Genomic DNA, 3,514 nt, shown 5'->3' with positions numbered 1-3,514 from the left:
AAAAACAATTATTTAATTTTCTTGATGGTAATTACATTTGTGTTTATTTCATGTTTCTTATCAGCATTTATTCCAAGTGCTTTTGCAGATGACAAAAAAGATCCAAAAGAAAAAACAACTCCTGTATCTGAATCACCACAATCACAAGGACCAAAATTAGGGGTAGTAAATTATGATTTAATTCAAAGCATTCAAGATTCTTTAAATACAAAAACATCATTATCATGTTCTCGCGTGGCTTACAAAACAAAATTATATTTAAAAGTCAAAAATCCTAAATCTCAATCTGAAGTTGGAGAACTTATAGAGTTTCTATATTCTAGCATTTTAGGAGTTGATCATTGGGAAGATGTAGAAGTAGACAGTTTTGAAAAATGCACATATGATGATGATAATACAAAAGCAAGTTTAATAAGTATATTAACAACTGTTTTTAAAGAAGCTAAAACACTTTTATCCAATGTAGATGAATCTTGTATGCCTTTAGTAGAACAATTAAGTGATAAACTTTTTGCAAGTTGGATACAAGATACAATAAAGAATCTTTGGCCAAATAACTAAAGATTAATAAAAAAATATTAAAATTATAAATTAAATTATTGAAAACAACCATTTACGGCATTCCCGTAAATGGTTTTTATTTTATCAATTTCATTTCACAAAAATATCAAAAAACAATAATTATGTAAAAAAAAACCATCACCAAACAAATAATGTGTTATAATAAAGACATTAAAACTTAAATGAAATATTTTTTCTTTTGAAAAACATTAATAAATTCAATAACTATTAAATTAACTAATTCACAAAATGAATTTTAAAAAATATTATGAAATTTATTATCTTACATCAAAACCAAAGAAAATAACAAATAATTTAAGTAAAATTGTATAAAATTATATCAAAAAATACAATTAAATATACAAAAAAGGAAGAAACTGTGGAACGATCCTATGAAAAACTGCTATAATTTATTTATAAATAATCTACCCTCATATTGGAATGTAATTTGTACTACTATAATCCTTGCTTTTTTAGGAACATTAGGGGCTTTTTTGTTATCTTTATGGCTCCTTTATATCAAAGGAATCAGAAAAAAGAAACGGATAAGATTTTATGAGAGATATTTTTACAAAACAATAGATATTATCTTATATTTTTATATCTTTTTTGTTAAAAGTGTCCCTATGATGTTACAAGCAATGCTTTTTTTTTATGGACTTAGAAGAACTGGTTGTTTTGAATGGTTAGAACCTTTTCAAGCCGCACTATTTATCCTTATTTTTAATTCTTGCGCTATGTTAGCAGAATTTATGATTAAAAATATGTCCTTTTTTGACCCTGGTCAAATTGAGGCATCCCTAGCTTTAGGAATGACTCGCAAGCAAGCTTTTAAACGCGTTATATGTCCTCAAGTAATCCATCAATCTTTACTGCGAATTATCAATGAATTTATTCTAAATATCAAAGATATTTGTGTTTTTTATGTAATTACAGTTGTAGATATTTTTACTTTTAGCAAAAACAATTATAGAACATCAAATAATTTTGGTTTTTTAATCAACGCATCTTTAATATATATAATTTTAATTTTCATCTCTTCTTATCTTTTAAAAAAATTAGAAACCAAATTAGGTAACAAAAATGCATAATATCATCGAAATTACAAATCTCCAAAAAAAATATGGAACTAAAGTTGTTTTAAAAGACATTAATTTAAAAATCAAACAAAACGAAATTATTACTTTAATAGGGGCTTCAGGAGCTGGTAAATCTTCTCTTTTAAGATGTCTTAATTTATTGGAAGAACCTGATTTTGGCACTATTTTATTTGAAGGCACAAATATCTTAAATCCAAAATATAATGTGTATAATTTAAGAAAAAAAATTGGCATGGTTTTTCAACATTTCAATTTATTTGCCCACAAAAATGTCTTGAATAATTGCACTTTGGCACTCACAGAAGTATTTAAAAAAAGCAAAGAAGAAGCACAAACAATAGCACGCGAAAAATTACAAAAAGTAGGACTCTTAGATGTATCATCTCAAAGCATTCAAACACTTTCAGGAGGACAAAAACAACGGGTTGCAATTGCAAGAGCCTTATGTATGAATCCAGAAATAATTTTATTTGATGAACCTACCGCTTCTTTGGATCCACAATTAACTAAAGAAGTTCTTGATATTATGACTAATTTAACTCATGAAAAAATAACTATTATTTTAGTAACTCATGAAATTGCATTTGCTCAAAAAATTTCTGATAGAATTGTTTTTATGGCAGATGGCATAATTTTAGAAGAAGGAACTCCACAACAAATACTTAACAACCCTCAAAGTGATAAATTAAAAACTTTTCTCAAAGATGCTTCTTTTAATAAATACAAATGATTCAAAAATAATAAATTTAAAATAAGCAAGCCAAAAAGAAAAACTATAATCAAAAAAAAATATTAAATAAGGCGTTTTAATAAAAACAAGTAAATAACAAAAGTGATAATTTTATAATTGACTAAATAAATATTATAATTATAATTTTTTTAATTACAAAAACTTTTATTAATAAAAAATATAATCCCAAAAGAGGTAATAAAATGAAACAGAATAAAAATTTAATTATTAGTTTAGTTGTTGGTGCTTTTGTAATTTTAGGCATAATAGGAGGAATTGTATGGTGGCAACTAACAAAAGATAAAACAACTACTCAAACCACCCCAACCGAAGAAATTGCATTAAATGGCGATTTAGTAGTAGGAATGGAACTTGAATACGCTCCTTTAGAATGGGTTACTATGGGAAACAACGAACAATACAAAGACCAAATACATCCTATTCAAGGAAAAAAAAATGGATTTGCTTGTGGTTATAATGTAGCAATTGCTAAAAAATTAGCTAAAAAGTTAAGTAAAAAATTAATTATTAAAAAAATAGATTTTGATGGATTATTTAATGCTTTAACAAGCAATGAAGTAGATTTAGTTATTGCAGGACATACCAAAACCCCTGAAAGAGAAGAAACAGTTGCTTTTTCAGACCCTTATCATTTTGGATCAGTTAAAGTTATCTTACAGAAAGATTTAGAAGTAAACAATCTTGCAGATTTAAAAGAAAAAAAAATAGCTTACCAAAAAGATTCTGCACACGAAAAAAAAGCAAAAATGATAAGCGATCATACTCAAGAATTACAAGATTTAAATGCTTTTAATTTAGGATTGCTAGCAAAAACAATTGATGGTTATATTTTAGAATCTGATGTTGCAGAATTATTTATATCAAAAAATCCAACATTAGCAAAATCAGTTCCAAAAATCGATAACCAATTAATGGAAAAAACCAAAGAATATTATGACTCAAACCCTCAACTTACAAAAGAAGAATGCCAAACTTTCCAAAACACCAAACAATCACATATAGCAATCAAAAAAGAAAATGAAAAATTAACAAAAGAGGTCAATAAAGCATTAGAAGAACTACATTTTACACAAGATAACCAAACAACTCAAGCATTAAAATT

General features: G+C 25.9%; 4 protein-coding genes. All 4 read left to right on the top strand.

Going from position 1 to position 3,514, the window contains the following annotated elements; genetic code table 11:
• Positions 1 to 561, top strand: a 561-nt coding sequence (locus OYV_RS03065) for a hypothetical protein (RefSeq protein ID WP_236620274.1), incomplete at its 5' end; no start/stop codon positions are given.
• Between the two features lie 392 nt (positions 562 to 953).
• On the top strand, positions 954 to 1,652 hold the full coding sequence (locus tag OYV_RS03060; RefSeq protein ID WP_042068226.1) for an ABC transporter permease subunit: 699 nt from the start codon (positions 954 to 956) through the stop codon (positions 1,650 to 1,652).
• The gene (locus OYV_RS03055; protein WP_042068225.1) at positions 1,645 to 2,391 is read left to right on the top strand and encodes an amino acid ABC transporter ATP-binding protein; all 747 of its coding nucleotides are present in this window, start codon (positions 1,645 to 1,647) and stop codon (positions 2,389 to 2,391) included. The genes OYV_RS03060 and OYV_RS03055 overlap by 8 nt, the downstream gene beginning before the upstream one ends.
• A gap of 203 nt (positions 2,392 to 2,594) precedes the next feature.
• Positions 2,595 to 3,514: transporter substrate-binding domain-containing protein (locus OYV_RS03050; protein WP_042068224.1), on the top strand; the 920-nt coding region annotated here is incomplete at its 3' end.

The organism is 'Chrysanthemum coronarium' phytoplasma (assembly GCF_000744065.1).
Taxonomy (GTDB): Bacteria; Bacillota_I; Bacilli_A; order Acholeplasmatales; family Acholeplasmataceae; genus Phytoplasma; species Phytoplasma asteris.
The sequence above is the reverse complement of the archived record's forward strand: the minus strand, read 5'-3'. Positions and strand labels throughout refer to the sequence as shown.